This is a genomic window from uncultured Pedobacter sp. (genome assembly GCF_913776295.1).
Lineage (GTDB): Bacteria > Bacteroidota > Bacteroidia > Sphingobacteriales > Sphingobacteriaceae > Pedobacter.
In genome coordinates this window covers 1-17,652 of record NZ_CAJYOJ010000008.1, presented here as the reverse complement: position 1 = coordinate 17,652, position 17,652 = coordinate 1, and the positions used below count along the sequence as shown (strand labels likewise).

Sequence of the window (17,652 nt, the reverse complement as noted above, 5' to 3'; positions counted from 1 at the left end):
ATCATTAACTATCGCGGATCGCCATAAAAGGCCATTTCCATCGCATGTGCAAAGGTACCGTTAGACCAGGTTGTGCTTACCGAAAGGCGGATGTAACGCACTTTTGGGTTGGTTAGCGGGAAGTTGAAACTTACCCCGGCTTTTACGAAATCGTTATCGGCGGTTGTATGCGCTACAGGTGTTGCGCCCGAGGGTGGATTGGGATAGTTATAATTGCCCATATTGATCCAGTCGCCAATTACAGTACCCTCGGGTGCCGATAGCGGAAGCTGTGCATCGCGCGGCGCAACGGCATCAGAGCCCCATACCGAAAATACTTTCGGATTTCCATGTCCATAAGCAAACTTATCACCGCCATCGGGTCTTTCCCATAAAATAAAACGGCTTAATTTTGCACTTACACCCAAACCAAAAGTTGCAATCGCAGGCATTGCTCCACCCGGTGCGGTATGCCAACCGTTTGAATTACCATCAGTTTTTCCATCCCATAAGTAAGGAAGATCCCAGCCATAGGCAATCACACCATCTGTAGGAAGCCTGTACTGGAAAAATTTATTTCTATCCAGTAAGGTTTCAAAGAAAGGTGTAACAGTTGCATAAGTAGTATCAGAGATGTTTCCGAAATTATCAGTTACATAAAATCCGATTTTCTTCGCCACCGGCGCGTAGCCCCTCACGGAATAGTTGATTACCTCCGTTTTGCCATAATGCTGATCGATTACATCTGAAACATTATTATTGCCAACACCTAAAAGGATAATCCCCAGGTTATTTTTAGCTGGATTTGTACCGGTAATTTTGATGCCGCCAAAATCGGCTTCAGCGTTAATAGTCGGTTTAGCCAGTAAATATGGAGGGGTATCCGGATTAACTTTTACCACCACAGGATCAGATTTAACCTCTGCCCTGCTTACGGCATATAAGGTAACATCGTAACCCTGCTTTTTGGCAAAACCATCCACCATAATCGAATCAGAATAATAACTCGATTTGGTTTCGCGGGTGGTTACCCCGTTTATTTTATACTGCGCCAATACATATAACAGGTTTTTTGAGTTTGGCAATGAATAGGTAATATAAGCACCACCATTAAAATTATCTACTTTAACATTGGTAACCACCCCAGGCTTTGTCATGTCAGACGAAGCCGGATCGTTATAGGTTTCCATTTTTTTACAGGCCGCAATACTGGCCAATACGGAAACGATAAGCGCCAGGTAAATTCTATATTTAATACGTTTCATATCTTTAATATTTTAAACTACCAATAAGGGTTTTGAACTAAGTTTGGATTTACAACCAGATCGTAACTTCTGATCGGCCATAAATAATCTTTTAAGCCAAAAACAGGGATAAACTGGGTAGTTGGACGGTAATAATTAATGGCCTCGGCATTATTAATGCTCCAACCCTGTATAGGGGTGGTCAAAACTGCCTGAAGTTCTTTCCATCTTCTTAAATCCCAACCACTTTGGCCTTCAAAACATAACTCGATCCTTCTTTCCTGGTGAATAATCTGCCTTAAACCGTCTTTATTATTAAATTTATTCGGATTTTTTGAAAAGTTTGTCCACGATGCCTGTACGCCCTGCAAACCTGCTCTTTGCCTAACCTTATCGACATAGGTAAATACTTCTGTACTGGGCCCGCTTACCTCGTTTAATGCTTCAGCATAAAGTAAATATAAACCTGCCAACCTGATCAATGGTAAACGGAACGCAGAAGGCTGAAAGCCATCATCATAAACTGAAGCATAACTCACCAGTTTTTTTGGCCAATAACCTGTAATATTCAACCTAATATTATCACTCGGTGCCGCAAGCCCGCTTCCCCTGGCCGAAACATAGTATAATGGATTGGCCGGATCGTCCTGATTATTTCTTCCATTACCAAACCAGATCCCGCCATCAAAAGCGATATCTGCATAGAAACGCGTTTCGCGTGCAAAATGCCCTTTAATGGTTTCGTAACCCTGCTGAATATAATAACGGCTGGCATTATCACCCACTTTAATCGTATTCCTGCCAGCATAATCCCAGGTTTTATCTTCGCTGATCGGCACACCATTTACGGTATAAAAAAGTTCCTGGGTGCTTATCGGTGCAGAAAAAGTAGAAGGATTAGAAAAATTGTTTACTGCCGATTTTGCGGTAAGCCTCGGTGTGGCAAAACCCTGGTAATTAAACTCCGGATTGGAAGCCCAGATAATCTCCGAATTCAACTCCCATTTTTCAGTAACTGCGTTCTGCACATCCAGTTCTCTTTTTAACGAATCAGATAATTTCCCTACCGTGGTTGGCGATTGGAAGGTATATAATTTAATACCCTGACCTTCTGCAGCTGCAATGGCTGCTTTTGCTGCATCAGCAGCTTTTTTCCATTTTTGCGCATCAAAAGCTGCCGGGAAAAGACTTATTCCGTCTTTATCTTTGAAGCTTACATAATCAGGATTGCCGTTAAAAAGCGGACTGGCGGCTGTTGCAAGCACATCAGCCTTAACCGAAAGCGCAATAACACTTGTTACCCTGCCCAATTCTGTTGCCTGACTGCTGATCACAGCGGGTAAACCAGGGATAGCTTCATCCAATAAGTTAACGATATAATCGACCGTTTCATCAACCGGCGCTCTTTTCACACGCACTTCATCCGTGCTGCTATTAATGGCCAGATTGGTTTTAATTAACGGTATAGGCCCGTACATTTTAAAAAGTACATAGTGATAATAGGCTTTTAAAAATTTGGTTTCCGCAATCCAACGCTGTTTTTCAGCAGCACCCAAATCAATCGGTTTATCAATATTTTCTAGCATGATATTACAGATCCTGATTGAACGCCAAAGGCTATAGCTGCCTTCACTCCCATCCCATGCATTTAACCCAGGGTTAGCTGCAGTCTGTGTCCCCCTAAGGAGGTTGAAGCCTGTACGGTTAAATCCCTGATAGTTATCAAGCGTATTGGAATAGATAAGTTCTGAAGATGTGGTAAAACCAGGATTTGACGCTACATCGTTCATACGCTGCAGGTAAGCATAACAGGAGTATAAATAATTTTCTGCTTCATTTCTATTTCTAAATGCATAATCAAGGGTTCCCAGGTTATCAGGTGTGATATCAAGATACTTTTTACAGGATACAAAAGTGAACAACACCATCATGATGCAACCAAGTGCAAAATATGTTTTTATCTTTTTCATTATAAGGTTACATTAAGACCAACATTGAATACTTTTTGGATTGGATAGGCAAATCCATTTCCGCCTTGTTCAGGATCCCACATTTTAAACGGACTCCAGGTTACCAGATTCAGGCCATTGAAATAAATGCGGCAAGAATTAAGCTTGATTTTTTTGGATATCCGCTGAGGAAGTGTATAACCCAGTTCAACCGATTTTAACCTCAATAAACGGCCGTTTCTCATCCACCAGGTACTGGTTTGCGCATTATTTTCGAGGTCTGCAGCATTCACCGCCAATCTTGGATAAAGCGCATAAAGGTTTTGGTTTTCAGGCGACCAATGGTTTTCGGAAAAGTCTTTAAGAAATTGTGTATTGCCATAAATATATGGTTGATTACTCGGCACAAAAGGACTCACTTTAGTTGGATCGATAAAAAAAGTCATTCTATTCTGCCCGGTAAAAAATGCTGAAAGATCGAAACCTTTAAATGAAGAACTAAATCCAAAACCATAAACGATTTCAGGCGATTGTGGAAAACCGATGTAGGCCTTATCAGCATCGTCAATTTTACCATCATTGTTCAAGTCGCGGTATTTGATGTCGCCGGCTCTTGGCGGTTTGCCACCAGTTGAGAAAATCTGGGTGGGTGAATTTTGTACCTCCTTATCATCCACAAATAAACGTTCGGCAATATAACCGTAATTTCTGCTGATCGGCTGCCCTGTGGTATAACGGTATGCTTCAGCCCATTGGGGTTCTTCGTAGTTGATGTATTTATTTTTGGCAAAAGTTAAGTTAGAACGTACTGCGAAAGAAAAAGCATTTACATTAAACTTATAATCGAGTGATAGGTCAACACCTCTTGATCTGGCCTTGCCGATATTCGCACCGATATCCGGTGCGCCAGTATTGGGATCAATAGCTTCTAAACCCAATGTACTTGGTACATTTTTACGGATCATATAAATATTATAACGGTCGTTGTTATATACCTCAGCAATAATGTTCATGTTTTTGAAAAGCGTAGCCTCCAGAGCCAGGTTTGTTTGTCGCGAGGTTTCCCAGGTAATATCAGTATTTTCGTAACTGTTAATGTATACACCGGGACGCGTAACCCCGCCATTATAACCAAATTGGGCATAGTTACCGCCACCATTTAAGTTTACGTCAGATTGATAGAAGAAGCGTTGCGATCCGATGGCATCGTTACCTACCAGGCCAAAACTTCCCCTCAGTTTTAAGCGGTTAATTACATTAGCTATTCCACCTGTCCAGAATTTTTCGTTCGAAACAATCCACCCAGCACCTATCGTCGGAAAAAAACCAAAGCGGTGGTTCTCTGAAAACCTTTCCGATCCATTATAGCCGAAATTTGTTTCCAGAAAGTAACGGCTTTTGTATGAATAAGTTAAACGTCCTGCCAAACCTAAATTCCGGTAGGGAAGTGAATATTGTAAAGTCCGGGTATTCGTTTTAGGATCTTTGGCATTATTATACAGGTTTTGCTGAGCAGTTCCAATCAGTGCGCCGCTAAAGGTATGATTCTGTCCGAAAGTATGGTCGTAATTCACAGAGGCCTGTCCGTAAAGGAAAGTGCTGATGTTCGGATCGCCAGGGTAATAGCTCAAGTATTCCTGGGCGATGTTGGGTGCCCCGCTGGTTACCGACGAGTTTAACCAGTTTAACACATAAGTGTTGCTTGCTTTATCATATGAGCCAACATTGTAGTAAAATGGTGAGTAAGCCATCGACGAATCAAAATAAGAATACCTATTGGTACTAAAAATCGATTTGAACGAAAGACCCTCGGTAAAAAAATCGAGCTTCTGGTTAAGTTCCAATTGTGCCGACATGCGAGATTCCGTTGAGTTTTTATGTCCACGAAGCAATGCCGCATAAGGGTTATTGTATAAAATACTGTTTACCCCCGTACCACCTGTGTTTCCGAATAAAATATGCTGAGCATTTTGATTTGCAGCATCAGCAGGAAAATAAGCGGGGAATAAAACCGGACTGGTGTGCACCGCAATATTATAAAGATCGGTAGAAAAGCCGCCATCGGTAGCCAAGGGGCCATTGTATTCGCTAAAATTACCAGATAAGCGCACCACCAGTTCGGTCGTTTTTCCTAAATCAATGTTAATGTTGGAACGTAACTGGTAGTTACGGAATTTCACGTTATTATCGTTATTGTTCCGGTCATCCTGATTAAGCACACCATTATCCAGGTTGTAAGAACCTGCAATGTAATATCTGGCTACACCACCACCTCCGCTTACGCTCAAATTGGCGCGCTGTGTGTTGGTTCTCTTCTTGAATAAAAGGCCTAACCAATCAACGGCTGGGTAGACATATTCATTATACCCGGGGCTTTTATTAATCGTAGCCTGTGTATTAATAATCTGGTTGGGTGTAAATTTAGGATCCATGCCCCTGCCGATGGAAGCTTCATTAAAAAGTTTCATATAGGTAATCGGATCAGCTAGTTCCAGGTTCTGGGTAGATTGCGAAGAAGAATTCTCTAAGCGGAAACTGATTTTCGCCTTACCTTCTTTACCGGATTTGGTAGCGACCAAAATAACGCCATTTGCTCCCCTCGCACCATACAACGCCGTAGCACTGGCATCTTTCAGGATCGAAAAACTTTCGATATCATCAACCTGTAAACGTGCAAGATCAGAACTCGTTAATTCAACATTATCGATCAGGATGAGGGGATCCTGTTTATAACCGAAAGTTGTTACCCCACGGATGAAGAACTGTGAGTTATCCTGTCCGGGTTGTCCGCTGCGCTGATAGCCGATTACACCTGCGATCTGACCAGAAAGTGCATTGGTTAAATTGCTGGAAGGTATTTTAAGGTTACCAACCTTTACCGTGGTAACTGAACCTACTAAAGCTTCTTTACGCTGTTTTTGTCCCAAAGCAGTAATCACCACCTCTTCAGAAAGCATATTTTCTTCCGTTAGCCTGATGTTGATAACGTTAGCCGAACCAACGGTTGCCCGCTGTTCGCGGTAGCCCACGTAAGAAAACCTCAGTATTTCGCCGGGAGCCACATCAAGCACAAACTTTCCATTATTATCCGTCTGCGTACCTACGTTAACCTTGTTTACTACGGCAACGGTTACGCCGGGCAGCCCTACCCCTAACGTATCCGTAACCTTACCTGTAACGGTTTTTTTTCCCACCTGGGAATAACCGTTTAAAGGCATTAAAATCAGGAAAAATACAAACAGAGACCCTGTCAATGCCAATGCATTTTTTACCCTTCCAGACACCGAAAGGCACCCGTATAATAAAAATAATTGCTTCATTTGCTAATTAGCTTTTAAATGATGAATTAAAAAATTGTAGATAGATGTGGCTTGACAGGACTTAAGCCTGTATAAGATGCGGTAAACCTGCCGGCCATCCTCTTACTTCCGAATGAAGGGTTTGCAATGCTGCACAATAACTTGTAAAATTTCTCATATTTTAGGATTATTTGGTTAATGAAAAACTAGATAAAATACGGGAATGACTTGATGCTGCTCATTTCTATTCTTAGCAACAGATCTAAAAAAACTTTTAAATTTTTACTGTACTATCCTATACTATCCTATTATTTTCAGCTGCAATTATAAAACAAAATATCTAACATTCCAAATGCATAATGAAAATATCTAAACAACTGAATTACAAGTCTAAGCTAGTAGATAGGGAGAGAAAATTAAAAATACAAGTGCCATCAAAAAGATGAGTACAATATGGTAATAGTATCTATTCTGCCACGGAATAATCTCAATCTTGTGATCAAGTACCAATTGGTAAGTATTTTGATTTGGGAATAATTTGGAGATGCCCAACATCAGTAAAACTGTAATGATAAATATAATGGCCAGCGTATGGAGATAATGCAGGTGAACAGAAAATACCCATTCGCTCATTACATAACAGGAAATGAAGAAAATCATCCCGATTTTCGCGGCAACAGGTGGCATCCTTTTGGTAATAAAACCAATAAAAATGATGGTAAAAATTGGCAGACTAAAGATAGCACTGATTTTTTGCAGGTACTCATAAAATCCATGTTTCGAAAAAATAATGAAAGGTGCAAAAAACATGGCAAACAATGATACCGAAATCTGAAACAGGCGTCCTGTCCGGAGCAAGCTTCTATCGGTTAGCAGCCTGCCTTTTTTCTCCATAAACGGCTTATATAAATTAAGCAAAAACAAGGTGCTTGAACTATTGAGGCCCGCATTAAAGGTGGTAATGGCCGCACCAAAAAGCACACAGGCTGATAAACCCATTAAAACTGGTGGCAATACATCTTTAATCAGTAAGGGAAATACCTGGTTGGTATTGGTTAAAACCGGGTATAGATGAACCGCAATCAGACCGGGAATATTGATCAGCAAGGGGCAGAGTAATTTCGCAAAACAGGTTAATGCAATACCTTTCTGGCCTTCCGCTAAACTTTTCGCCGCCAGTACCTGCTGGATAATATACTGCTCCATTCCCCAATAGTAAAGATTTACAATGAGCATGCCGGTAAATAGCGTGGAGAAAGGAACAGCATCACTATTACCACCAATAGCATTGAGGTGTTCCTTTTTGGTAGACAATACCGTTGAAAGTCCGTTGAAAAAATCGCCTTGCCCCAGATAACGTAATCCGTAATACGGCAACGCGATAATGAGTACCAACATGCCGGCACTCAACACCGTGTCAGAAATGGTAATGGCCTTAAAACCACCCACAATGGTATAAACAGAACCTATTAATCCCATGATCCATACGAAAACCCAGATGCTTTCCCAATAAGAAAGGTGAAAGCCGGATAGATCGACCAGGTTGCTAAAGGCTACAGCACCACCATAAAGAACCGAGGGCAACAGGTTAATGATATAACTGAAAAGAAATACGACTGATACCAATGTTTTGGTCTGTTTATCGTAACGTTTTTCCAAAAAATCTGGAATGGTGCGGATACCGGTTTTAAAATAAATCGGAATAAAAAATTCTGAAACAATAATCATAGCCAGAATGGAGGAAATTCCCCAGCCAATTACCGACATGTTGTTAATATAAACAGATTCGTTTTCGCCGATAAACTGGTTTGCGCTGATATTGCTGAAAAATAAGGAGGCACCGATAATAATGAAACCATTGGTTCGGTTGGCGAAGAAAAAGCCATTAACGGTTGAACGCTGCGCTTTCCGGGTTTTAAAGTAAGAAATCATGGCAGCCAGTACCGTGAACAAAATAAAACTGATAATGGCTAAGGTCCCCACGTGATGGTATTAAAGTGAATTTCTTCTTATCAGTTTATTCTCCATTACCTGCTTAATTGGCTTCAGGGTGAGTACAAATTCGGCCGCGAGGCGACCCATGTGTGCAAAATCTATAGAAAAAGTGGTAATCCCGTCAAAAATGATTTCTTTAACATTATCATCGTTATGCGAAAGAATCCCCAGGTCTTTGCCAACTTTTAAACCCTTTACCTTGGTATCCTTCAACATTTCCCAAAGTTCGAGGTTGTGTATGGTAAAATAAACTTTATCCGGGGCAATACTTCCTGACTCGTAACTATTTTTTATCACCCCGTTTATGTTAAATTCTTTTATAAAGCGCTTAAAAGAAGTCAACACTTCACCGGGTTCGGCAGATGAAGGTTTGAAAAAGAAAACAAACTCTGAAAATTCCTTAATCCTCGGCGCCAGTTCCAAAAATGCATTATAAGAAGCATTTTCAAATTCCTGAACAATGTAGGAGTATTCACCTTTCAGTTTTACATAACGATCAACGATCAACAGTTTTTCTTTTGGCAACTGCTCGAGTACATCTTTAGCCTCCTTACTTTCTATGGGCGCAATTACATATAAACCGTACTGGCCTTTATTGCTGTTGATGATGGATTCGAAAACATTGAAATTGTTATGATGGAAATATACATCAACCTGGATATTATCGCCTAAATGATTGCGGAAATTTTGGTAAAAAGTTTCCTGAAAGGTATCGAATGCGTAAATCAGTAAACATACTTTCAGGTGCTGTTCGGTATCGTCAGTAGCTACAAAGTAGCCCATCCGGTTTTTAGACTCCAAGATACCCCTGCTAATCAGTTCTTTATAAGCTTTTCCAATGGTTTCTTTTGCAAATCCGGTTTCACGCATCATTTCGTTAACCGAAGGCAACATATCACCTTTGGTAATTAATTTATGATTAAGGCTATTGATAATTCCCTGCACAAGCTGTTCGTGTTTCGAGAAAGAATTAATGATGCTCAAATCTTTAATTTCATTGAACAGCTTTTCCTTATTCATTTAGCAATATTTGGTTAAATCGATTTATACGCGGTTAATTTGTGCGAAATATATAAATTTAATGGAGATAATTGATAAAAATTTAAGGATGATCGCCTTTTTCCCTTGTAACTTATCAATCGGTGCTTCATCAGCAGAAATTATTCAGCCATAACTGATCTCCCAAAGTTATTTAGCATTGGCGAAAACTTTTAATAACATCAAAATGTTAATTTAAAAAAAACGGAAAAGAACATGGGAATTTTAAGAACAGCCATTATTGGCGCTGCAGTATATGCAGGGGTAAAATATATCACGAAGAAAGATCCGATCACCGGACAGTCCATCGTTGATGAATTATTGGATCGTGCACCACAATGGGCCGACAAAGCTAAAGGCTATACCGAAGACTTGAAAAGCAGGGTGAGCAACGCAGCTGAAGATTTAGCGAGATGAATACCTGAGAAAAATAAGGAGCCTGAAGAGGCGAAATATTTATTTCTCTGATCAACAAAGACGTCCCGATTTTACATCAGGACGTTTTTGCTTTAGTGTCAGGTGGTAACACCTGACATCACGTTCAAATGTCAGGAGGCAACACCCGACATCACGTTCAGGGTGAAGCTCGGCATTAAAAAGCATCAAACCAAAGTTTGGTGGTTAACAAGTCTGCACCCTGGCTGCTTACCGCATTTTTATAATTCGCCCCGTTTAAAGATTGTTCGGTTCCGGGATAGGTAAAACGCACCGGAATTTTACCGTTCAATACCGTATTTACTGATGCGGTTAACTGGGGATAATCTAATCTTCTCTGCTCTGCCCAGGCCTCTAAGCCCTGACCAAATAACGCGATCCATTTTTGCTCACCGATTGATTTTTTATAGTTGCCTGGATCATATTTTACTGCTGCTTGATTAATATAATTATCTACCGTATTCCCGGTTAAACCATATTGGCTAAAAGAAGCCCTGATGGCCTGAATGTACAAATCTTCTGCATTTTCAGCCGTAAAACCTCTTGCAGCTGCCTCTGCCCTATCGAAAAGTAATTCTGCATAATTAAAGATTACAGCCGGTGCCTTGGCATCTAAGAAGTATGCACCTGGTTTAGAAGAATTTGCCAGGCCTATAGCACTGGCCTCCGAGTTCGTTGAACCATTGGGGATCCCGACATAACCGTTTGGCGCATTTTCAGTTTTACTGGCATAAACAGGTAACCTCGGATCACTTAAAGAAGTAAGTTTATCAACAATGGTTTTACTGATCCGGTAATCATTTCTGGTTTCAAATGAAGCCGCTACGGGGTTTTGCTGAGGTGATACATCATATTTTAAAACAGCATTTTCCGAATTACTGCTGATATAAGCACCGCTTTCGGCCTGTATTTCATCTATTACCTGTTTAGCTTTAGAAGGATCTTTATCTGCGATGCGCAAGGCGATGCGAAGCCTCAGCGAATTGGCAAACTTTTTCCACAAGGCGATATTATTACTATAAATTACGTCTCCGGCAATCGCTTTTCCTGAAGGATCCAAAGCGGCCTGTGCTAATTTTAAATCACTTAAAATACCATAGTAAACATCCTTTTGCTTATCGTAAACCGGCGTAACAAACTGCTTGATTTTTCCTGCCTGTGTATATGGAATATCGCCATAAGCATCCGTAAGCAATAAAAACGTCCATGATCTTAGTACAAGCGCAACGCCTTTATAATTCGGGTTTCCCTGCGCATCACCCAGTTCGATAATTTTATTGAAACCAGCAATACTCTGCGCGTAACCTGTTGACCATAATGCCGTAAAACTACTGTTTGAATAAATAAACCGATCTTCTTCTGTATATTGTACTTTAGCCCAGTGCTGTGCAAATAGCAAACTCGAATTCATATTGTTGGTCACACCCCAATAGGTATCTACTGTTGCTTTGGTGGTACCGGTAAGCAAATAATCCGGCTGTGCAACTTCCGGTGCATTGGGGTTGATATTGATCTCGTTTAGCTCTTTTTTACATGATGTAACAGCAATGGCCAAAATAGCCAGTATATATAGTTTTTTATTTTTCATAATCGGAATATTTAAAATTTAACATTGACGTTGATACCATAACTGCGGGTGGCTGGATTAGATAAACTCTCCAAACCCTGACCATTACCGGTGTTAAAGGCCACTTCCGGATCGATATCGACCGTATTGCGGTGGATGATCCAAAGGTTCCGTCCAACAAGAGATACCGAAACCCCTTGTAAACTCAACGGACGCAGCCATTTTGCTGGCAGGTTATAGCTTAATTTCACCTCACGTAGTTTTATGTAGGAAGCATCGAAAATGTTTGCTTCATCTATATTTCTGAATGATTTGTAATACTGTTGAGCAGGCAATATCTTCTCGTTGCGTTTACCATCGGCTGTTACGCCATCAAAAATAATCCCGTCATCATACACCGTAACTCCTGCTGGGGCGGTTCCGTTTACCTTTACCGTGCCATTCTCTTTTTTATTATCTGGATAATAGTAGGAAATACCTCCATATTCTGCTGCCCTTCCAGGAAGTGTAGACGCCAAAACACCGGTATAAGTTCCTGTAGCATAAGTTCCATTATAGATAGAGCCACCAAAACTGGCATCAACCAATACGCCCAAACTGATGGCCTTGTAGGTAAAAGTATTGTAAACCCCACCAATCCAATCTGGCGTATATTTTCCCAATACCTGTTTGGTTGGGTTTGTGGCCGGTGCCCCCGTAGCATTAACAATGATGTTTCCGTTGCCATCTCTTAAAAAAGCGGTACCAAATAACGATCCGTAAGGCTGTCCTACTGTTGCAATAACCTGGGCCGAATTGGAGGCCACTACATAATTCTTTAATAGTTTTTCGGCGTCAAGCTCAATTACCCTGCTTCTGTTTGCTGCGAAATTGAAATCTACATCCCAGGTAAAGGCTTTTCTGATTGGGGTTATGCCCAATTGTGCTTCGATTCCTTTGTTATTGATTTTACCGGCATTAAGCAATTTTGAGCTGAAACCAGTACTTTGGCTTACATCTGCTGCTAAAATCTGGTTGTAACTATTGGTGTTATATGCGCTTAAATCGACACGTAATCTTTTATTTAAGAAAACGGCTTCAAGTCCGAGTTCAGTAGAAGAGGTTGTTTCAGGTTTTAAGTCAGGATTAAGGTCTATAGTGCCAGTGTTAAGCTGAGGATTGCCATAAAAAGGCGCACTAAAAACATAAGTATTGATCAAGCGGTAAGGATCTGCATCTTTACCCACTTTAGACCAGCCCCCACGTATCTTCAAATAGTTGAGGGCATCACTTTTGATATCAAAAGCCTCGCTGGCTACAAAACTTCCGTTAAAAGACGGGTAGAAATATGACCTGTTTTGCGCAGGTAAAGTAGACGACCAATCGTTACGCGCCGTGATGTTGGCAAAAAGGTAATTTCTGAAACCGATCTGTGCGGATGCGTAAACACTGTAAGATTTCAATCTTGATAAATTGTTTGATGAGATGAGCGGATCGCGGGAGTTTTTAAGCGTATACAGCCCTGCAATGGCCAATTTTGGTGCGCTTTGGTCGTTTTGCTCGATGTACTGTCTGCGGATATTGCCACCTCCCAATAATTCTAAGCTAAAATCTTCATTTAATTGTTTATTGAAGTTTAACGTTGCATCGGTGTTATTTTCGTTTACGGTAAAGGCGCTTTCGGTATAAGAACCAAAAGGTGTTCCATTGGTACCATAGGCGATTCTAACCTTACGCCTGTCATTGTAGTAATCCGTTCCAGTTCTGAAATTGAAATCTAATCCATCAATAATTTTATAATTAAGGGCCAAACTTCCGATAATCCGGTTTCGGTTTTGCGACACGGTATTTTCATAAGCTACCCAATATGGATTACTGTAATAGCTATTGTTCCAGTTAAAGGTTTTTCCGTTTTCATCTAAATAGTTCTTCAGTTGGTTAATATCTACCTGACGGCCAAACCAGGTAAACTGCAACATAGTACTGGTTGATCTTGAACCACCTGTACCCGGCAGATTATCCGAACTCAGTTTGCTGTAATTTGCATTGGCCGTTAAAGTCAGTTTTGGTGTTATTTTTAGTGAAGTATTGAATACAAATGAATTTTTGCCCTGTCCGGAGTTCGGTACAATACCAACTTGTTTCAGATTATTGTACGAGATACGGTAATCATATTTTTCGCCCGCATCTGCAACAGATACACCATTATTCAGAGAATAACCCGTTTGAAAGAAATCCCGGACGTTATCAGGATGGGCAACAAATGGAACCGCCACGCCTTTTGAAAAAAACTGCGGAATCAATCTGCCGTCCATTTTTGGTCCCCAGCTCTCATCTACCCCATCATTTAGGCCTTTACCAGCCCCATCCACATAACTGAACTTACCTTCTGAGCCCTGTCCGAATGCATTTTGATAAACCGGCAAGGTAAGCAAAGTTTCCAGCACGGCATTGGAATTAACCTCAATGCCCAACCCTTTTTTAGATTTACCTGTTTTGGTCTTAATTAAGATTACACCCGCCGCAGCCCTCGAGCCATACAACGCCGCTGCATTTGGTCCTTTTAAAACACTGATTGATTCTATATCTTCTGCATTGATATCTGAAATGGCATTTGCGTAATCTCTCGCACCAGCAGAATTTAACTGTGAGTTATCAACCGGAATTCCATCAACCACAAATAAGGGCTGATTATTTCCGGCTATTGAGGTTTCTCCCCTGATCACCACGCGAGATGAACCCATGCTTCCCTGACTATTAGTTACCCTCACACCGGCAATTTTGCCGGCTAGTGCATTAACCAGGTTGGATTCCTTTGCTTCGGCCACCCGGTTTCCTTTCAGTTCCTGAACAGCATAGCCCAACGATTTTTTCTCCCTGGAAATACCTAAAGCGGTAACGACTACTTCATCAAGTGCATTATCGCTCGATTGAAGAATAACTGAAATCGGGCCGGTATTTTTATTGACCTGTATTTCCCGGCTTTTGAAACCAATGTACGAAAATACCAATGTGCTCTTCTCGGGGGCATTTATTGAAAAAGCACCCTTACCATCAGAAATAGTGGTTTGTTTGGTTTCTTTTATTAAAATAGAAACACCTGGTAATGTTTCCCCATCTTCCGACTTTACGGTCCCGGTAATGGTGGCATTCTGGGCAAATAATTGCTGCGTAATGAAAAGCAGCAAAATAAAAGCTATTGATTTAAAATTAGTGAACATGTGTGTGTAATTAATGATTAGATTAAGGATAAAAATTGGGCAAAACAATTCCGCCACGGTTAAAAACCATGTTTCTTTTTTAAAAAATAAAGGGAATTGTTAGATCAAAAACGCCTGTTAAAACGGAACCATCCTAACAGGACTGGCGCATTCGGAAGTATTCTGAAAGGTTTATAAAAAATGATGTAGCTCGTCTGTCTTTTTCCATTTAAATATTTTGTTTAATGCAATAATTCATTTGCAAGAAAGTGCTGAGGCAACAAAAAAGCACCCCTTAAGTCAGAAGTGCCCCATCTATTTTAAATAAGGATTGCGCAAACAACTGACTTAACTACCCCGGATTCATCCGGGATGGAATTAGCACCATTTCTAAAAAATAGATGGTTGCTAAGGCTTCACAGGGCCATTCCCTCCGCCTTTCTTGATAAGTATTAAAAGTAACCGGGGGCAAAGGTATAATTAATTCCATTTATTCTATAGTTTTTGTAGATTTTTATTGAAATATTTTTTCTTTAGCAAATCCGTCAGTATATTTGTCGACTAAATTAGTAGATTAATATTATCCCAATGAATATAAAAACTTTGTTGACCGCTGCACTGGCCATGTCAACCTTTATAAACTTTGCTCAGGATCAGGCTGCTTTAGCCAATAACCAACAGGCAAAGGTTAAAGAAAAACAAACGAAAAAATTCGTTGCGCTGGGCAAGTGGCGGGGTGTTGCAAAAGTGAAGGAAGGACTCGACATTCCTTTCAATTTCGAGATCAGTGATAAAAGTGGTCAGCAGAAATTGTATTTCCGAAATGCAGAAGAAAGTTTTGAAGGCGGTGTAGTGAAACAAACGGCCGACTCAGTTTTTGTTAAACTGGATCAGTTTGATAACGAACTGGCTTTTGCGATAGAAGGCGACCGGTTAACAGGAACTTTACGCAAACAGGACAAAAGCGGAAAACCATTAATTATTGATGCAGCGCGCGAAAATTACCGTTTTAAAACGGATCAACCTGCCTCGGCAGACTACTCCGGAAGTTATGATGTGATTTTCACATCGCCAAACGGCAAGGAAGAAAAAACGGTAGGTTTATTTAAACAAACAGGAAACAAACTGACGGGAACTTTTCTGCGTATTACCGGCGATTCGCGTTATCTCGAAGGTGTTGTGGAAGGGAACGAATTTCAACTTTCTAGTTTTATCGGCTCCTCTCCTGCCTACTATAAAGGAACTTTCCAGACAGACGGCACTTTAAAAGGTGAGATTTTAAGCGCAAGAGGAAGTCAGCCTTTTACCGGGAACAAAAATAAAAACGCGGCCCTGCCAGATCCTTACCAATTAACCTACTTAAAAAAAGGATACAAAACACTCGATTTCAGTTTTCCTGACATAAACGGTAAAAAGATTTCGTTAAAAGATGAAAAATACAAGAACAAGGTAGTGATTTTAACCATTACCGGAAGCTGGTGCCCTAATTGTGTCGACGAGGCTGGTTTTATCGCACCCTGGTATAAAAAGAATAAAAACCGCGGCGTAGAGGTTATTGCCTTGCATTACGAACGTTCAACTGAGCCGGAATATGCCAAAAAAGTAATGACCCGTTTCCGTGAACGCTTTGGTATCGAATACGATCAGGTTTTGGCTGGCACAGCCGATAAACAAGTGGTATCTGAATCACTGCCCGCACTTGATTCTTTCTTATCTTTTCCAACCACAATAATCATCGATAAAAAAGGAAATGTGGCCCAAATCCATACCGGTTTTAACGGCCCCGCTACTGGTAAATTTTATGATGAATTTGTGAAAGAATTTAATACAGAGATCGATACGCTGTTGAAGAAATAAGCATTTTAAACCATTCCCTTATCTGTCATTCTGAACGTAGTGAAGAATCTTTTAATATACAATATCATCCATTGGTCGGTGAGACACCGACCAGTAGAATAAGAATAATTTGTTCATAGCATTAACATTGCATTTAACCCCGGGCGAAGCGGCATCCCTGAAGCGCAGCGTAAGGATATAGCGGAGAACGGGAACAACCGGTAATCGTTACTGATGACACTGCGCTCCAAATAAGATATATTGTTTCTTTTTTGAAAAGGTGCTGCATTGCGCTTCGGTGCCGGCAGCCCTTCTTTTCGCTATTATCTTTTTGTGACGGCTCAGTAGCGGACATTTTCGTTTGTGCACCAAAAAGGATAGCCGCTGCAATAAGGTTTATTTAGCTAGGGTCTGTATAACAAACAGCTTAGCGTTTTGCATTCTGCTACTGGCAGTAACAGTGCATTTAGCCCCGGGCGAAGCGGCATCCCTGAAGCGCAGCGTAAGGATATAGCGGAGAACGGGAACAATCTTTAATCACCGCGAATGGCCCTGCGCTCCAAAAAAGCATATTTTTTTCCTTTTTTGGAAAGGTGCTGCAGTGCGCTTCGGTGCCGGCAGCCCTTCTTTTCGCTATTATCTTTTTGTGACGGCTCAGTAGCGGACATTTTCGTTTGTGCACCAAAAAGGATAGCAGCTGCAATAAGGTTTATTTAACGAATGTCTTTACAGGAAACAAAATAACGTTTCATAATTTATTGGTTGGTTATTAGCACTAACCGCGTTTTTAGCTCCGGGAAAAGCGACATTCCTGAAGCGCAGCGAAAGGGTATAGTGATGCGCGGGAACGATCTTTGATCGTCGCGAATGGCCCTGCACTCCAAAAAATGTATGATTTAGTCTTTGGTCCGTGAGACACCAGCTAATAGAAAAATTTAAATGAAGGTCCGTCGACAGGCTACCATTGACGTTATTTTGCAATTGTCTATTAATGAGTGACTTGAGGAACCTATGCATTTCGGCGTAGCTAGGCCGTAGCACCGTATCTCCGTTCCGCTTAAATCCGGCCTAACAAATTTTTCGGGCTCCACTGACAAAGCCATCCCACTGGCTTCGAAAGAAAAATTTTCA

Annotated in this window: 9 protein-coding genes and 1 riboswitch; of the genes, 2 read left to right on the top strand and 7 right to left on the bottom strand. The window is 40.9% G+C overall.

Going from position 1 to position 17,652, the window contains the following annotated elements:
- Window positions 1-8 precede the first annotated feature (8 nt).
- The 5 genes from QZ738_RS01270 to QZ738_RS01250 form a co-directional block, all read right to left on the bottom strand.
- A complete protein-coding gene (locus tag QZ738_RS01270; RefSeq protein ID WP_293783347.1) occupies window positions 9-1,244 on the bottom strand; it encodes a DUF5000 domain-containing lipoprotein in 1,236 nt (411 codons plus the stop codon).
- A 17-nt stretch (window positions 1,245-1,261) separates the two neighbouring features.
- On the bottom strand, window positions 1,262-3,193 hold the full coding sequence (locus QZ738_RS01265; RefSeq protein ID WP_293783344.1) for a RagB/SusD family nutrient uptake outer membrane protein: 1,932 nt from the start codon (window positions 3,191-3,193) through the stop codon (window positions 1,262-1,264).
- Window positions 3,193-6,492, bottom strand: coding sequence for a TonB-dependent receptor (locus QZ738_RS01260; RefSeq protein WP_293783341.1), 3,300 nt, complete (start codon window positions 6,490-6,492; stop codon window positions 3,193-3,195). The genes QZ738_RS01265 and QZ738_RS01260 overlap by 1 nt, the downstream gene beginning before the upstream one ends.
- 369 nt (window positions 6,493-6,861) lie before the next feature.
- On the bottom strand, window positions 6,862-8,454 hold the full coding sequence (locus QZ738_RS01255) for a solute:sodium symporter family transporter (RefSeq protein ID WP_293783339.1): 1,593 nt from the start codon (window positions 8,452-8,454) through the stop codon (window positions 6,862-6,864).
- Window positions 8,455-8,463: 9 nt separating this feature from the next.
- Window positions 8,464-9,486: a GntR family transcriptional regulator gene (locus tag QZ738_RS01250; RefSeq protein ID WP_293783336.1), complete on the bottom strand. Its 1,023-nt coding sequence runs from the start codon at window positions 9,484-9,486 to the stop codon at window positions 8,464-8,466.
- Window positions 9,487-9,720: 234 nt separating this feature from the next.
- On the opposite strand from QZ738_RS01250, the gene QZ738_RS01245 reads away from it, so the two are divergent.
- Complete coding sequence (locus tag QZ738_RS01245; RefSeq protein WP_134204881.1) at window positions 9,721-9,921, top strand: YtxH domain-containing protein; 201 nt, start codon at window positions 9,721-9,723, stop codon at window positions 9,919-9,921.
- A gap of 175 nt (window positions 9,922-10,096) precedes the next feature.
- Here the strand turns inward: QZ738_RS01245 and QZ738_RS01240 are convergent, their stop codons facing one another.
- Both QZ738_RS01240 and QZ738_RS01235 read right to left on the bottom strand, forming a co-directional pair.
- Window positions 10,097-11,527, bottom strand: coding sequence for a SusD/RagB family nutrient-binding outer membrane lipoprotein (locus tag QZ738_RS01240; RefSeq protein WP_293783324.1), 1,431 nt, complete (start codon window positions 11,525-11,527; stop codon window positions 10,097-10,099).
- 11 nt (window positions 11,528-11,538) lie between these two features.
- Entirely contained in the window at window positions 11,539-14,706 is a 3,168-nt protein-coding gene (locus QZ738_RS01235; RefSeq protein ID WP_293783321.1) for a SusC/RagA family TonB-linked outer membrane protein, read from the bottom strand.
- Between the two features lie 324 nt (window positions 14,707-15,030).
- A riboswitch (SAM riboswitch) is annotated at window positions 15,031-15,137 on the bottom strand.
- Between the two features lie 136 nt (window positions 15,138-15,273).
- Here QZ738_RS01235 and QZ738_RS01230 point away from each other — a divergent pair.
- Complete coding sequence (locus QZ738_RS01230) at window positions 15,274-16,542, top strand: TlpA disulfide reductase family protein (RefSeq protein ID WP_293783318.1); 1,269 nt, start codon at window positions 15,274-15,276, stop codon at window positions 16,540-16,542.
- Window positions 16,543-17,652 lie beyond the last annotated feature (1,110 nt).